Below are 2,500 nucleotides of genomic sequence, written 5' to 3'. Positions count from 1 at the left end.
CGCCTGCGCGCGCTTTACGCCCAATAATTCCGGATAACGCTTGCCACCTACGTATTACCGCGGCTGCTGGCACGTAGTTAGCCGTGGCTTTCTGGTTAGGTACCGTCAAGGTACGAGCAGTTACTCTCGTACTTGTTCTTCCCTAACAACAGAGTTTTACGACCCGAAAGCCTTCATCACTCACGCGGCGTTGCTCCGTCAGACTTTCGTCCATTGCGGAAGATTCCCTACTGCTGCCTCCCGTAGGAGTCTGGGCCGTGTCTCAGTCCCAGTGTGGCCGATCACCCTCTCAGGTCGGCTATGCATCGTTGCCTTGGTGAGCCGTTACCTCACCAACTAGCTAATGCACCGCGGGCCCATCTGTAAGTGATAGCCGAAACCATCTTTCAATCATCTCCCATGAAGGAGAAGATCCTATCCGGTATTAGCTTCGGTTTCCCGAAGTTATCCCAGTCTTACAGGCAGGTTGCCCACGTGTTACTCACCCGTCCGCCGCTAACGTCATAGAAGCAAGCTTCTAATCAGTTCGCTCGACTTGCATGTATTAGGCACGCCGCCAGCGTTCATCCTGAGCCAGGATCAAACTCTCCGAAGAAATGTTTGACTTGCTCAATTAAAAAATAAAAATTAACGTTGACGTTTGTCGCTTTGTTCAGTTTTCAAAGTTCAACCGCCGCTCTTAAGCGACTTTACTATCTTATCAAGTTATCAACGTAATGTCAACAACTTTTTTAAAAGAAAAGAGAGATCTTTTCCAGCCTGGCAACGTCCTACTCTCACAGGGACAAAGTCCCAACTACCATTGGCGCTAAAGAGCTTAACTTCCGTGTTCGGTATGGGAACGGGTGTGACCTCTTCGCTATCGCCACCAGACAAGAGATTGTTCTCTCAAAACTAGATAACAGTTTGCTGAGTAAAGCTTACGCTTTTAAAGTTTGGTTAAGTCCTCGATCGATTAGTATCAGTCAGCTACACATGTCGCCACGCTTCCACCTCTGACCTATCAACCTGATCATCTTTCAGGGATCTTACTAGCTTGCGCTATGGGAAATCTCATCTTGAGGGGGGCTTCATGCTTAGATGCTTTCAGCACTTATCCCGTCCACACATAGCTACCCAGCGATGCCTTTGGCAAGACAACTGGTACACCAGCGGTGTGTCCATCCCGGTCCTCTCGTACTAAGGACAGCTCCTCTCAAATTTCCTACGCCCACGACGGATAGGGACCGAACTGTCTCACGACGTTCTGAACCCAGCTCGCGTACCGCTTTAATGGGCGAACAGCCCAACCCTTGGGACCGACTACAGCCCCAGGATGCGATGAGCCGACATCGAGGTGCCAAACCTCCCCGTCGATGTGGACTCTTGGGGGAGATAAGCCTGTTATCCCCGGGGTAGCTTTTATCCGTTGAGCGATGGCCCTTCCATGCGGAACCACCGGATCACTAAGCCCGACTTTCGTCCCTGCTCGACTTGTAGGTCTCGCAGTCAAGCTCCCTTGTGCCTTTACACTCTACGAATGATTTCCAACCATTCTGAGGGAACCTTTGGGCGCCTCCGTTACATTTTAGGAGGCGACCGCCCCAGTCAAACTGCCCACCTGACACTGTCTCCCGGCCCGATCAGGGCCGCGGGTTAGAATTTCAATACAGCCAGGGTAGTATCCCACCGACGCCTCCACCGAAGCTAGCGCTCCGGCTTCTCAGGCTCCTACCTATCCTGTACAAGCTGTACCAAAATTCAATATCAGGCTACAGTAAAGCTCCACGGGGTCTTTCCGTCCTGTCGCGGGTAACCTGCATCTTCACAGGTACTATAATTTCACCGAGTCTCTCGTTGAGACAGTGCCCAGATCGTTACGCCTTTCGTGCGGGTCGGAACTTACCCGACAAGGAATTTCGCTACCTTAGGACCGTTATAGTTACGGCCGCCGTTTACTGGGGCTTCGATTCAGAGCTTCTCCCAAAGGATAACCCCTCCTCTTAACCTTCCAGCACCGGGCAGGCGTCAGCCCCTATACTTCGCCTTGCGGCTTCGCAGAGACCTGTGTTTTTGCTAAACAGTCGCCTGGGCCTATTCACTGCGGCTCTCTCGGGCTATACACCCTACCAGAGCACCCCTTCTCCCGAAGTTACGGGGTCATTTTGCCGAGTTCCTTAACGAGAGTTCTCTCGATCACCTTAGGATTCTCTCCTCGCCTACCTGTGTCGGTTTGCGGTACGGGCACCTCCCGCCTCGCTAGAGGCTTTTCTTGGCAGTGTGGAATCAGGAACTTCGGTACTATAATTCCCTCGTCATCACAGCTCAGCCTTTATGATGAGCGGATTTGCCTACTCATCAGCCTAACTGCTTGAACGCGCATATCCAGCAGCGCGCTTACCCTATCCTACTGCGTCCCCCCATTACTCAAACGGCGGGGAGGTGGTACAGGAATATCAACCTGTTGGCCATCGCCTACGCTTTTCAGCCTCGGCTTAGGTCCCGACTAACCCTGAGCGGA

Annotated in this window: 3 rRNA genes (2 of these 3 only partly in view); all 3 read right to left on the bottom strand. The window is 52.4% G+C overall.

Annotated elements, in window-relative coordinates:
- A 16S ribosomal RNA gene (locus tag MKY06_RS01375) occupies positions 1 to 595 on the bottom strand (it extends 957 nt beyond the left edge of the window).
- 162 nt (positions 596 to 757) lie between these two features.
- Positions 758 to 873 (bottom strand): 5S ribosomal RNA (gene rrf / locus MKY06_RS01370).
- Positions 874 to 935: 62 nt separating this feature from the next.
- Positions 936 to 2,500: ribosomal RNA gene (locus MKY06_RS01365) — 23S ribosomal RNA — on the bottom strand (it continues 1,371 nt past the right edge of the window).

This window comes from Priestia sp. FSL P4-0332, assembly GCF_038005845.1.
Classification (GTDB): domain Bacteria; phylum Bacillota; class Bacilli; order Bacillales; family Bacillaceae_H; genus Priestia.
The sequence above is the reverse complement of the archived record's forward strand: the minus strand, read 5'-3'. Positions and strand labels throughout refer to the sequence as shown.